Genomic DNA, 255 nt, shown 5'->3' on the forward strand with positions numbered 1-255 from the left:
GGGCCGCAGCCCGCAGCCGGCGAGTTCGTCGAGCATGTCCAGGGCGAGCTGCCACTTGGGACGGTGGCACTCCTCGTCGGGGATCCGGCAGGCCCGCCTGCGGGCCTGGGCGTCAGGGCCGTCCCAGGCGGCGGGCAGGAACAGGCGCCAGGACAACGGGCACGAAGCCTCCTCGGAGGCGGCGTGGACACTGACACCGATCTGGCAGTTGCCGACCTTGCCCAGAGTGCCCGAGTACTGCCGGGCCACCCCGGG

At 73.3% G+C, this 255-nt stretch carries 1 protein-coding gene; it reads right to left on the reverse strand.

Annotated features, from left to right (window positions below):
* The coding region (locus MRBLMG1_RS03800) for a transposase (protein ID WP_367820699.1) at positions 1-255 on the reverse strand (255 nt) is incomplete at both ends.

The sequence above is a fragment of the Streptomyces sp. LMG1-1-1.1 genome (assembly GCF_040815545.1).
Lineage (GTDB): Bacteria > Actinomycetota > Actinomycetes > Streptomycetales > Streptomycetaceae > Streptomyces.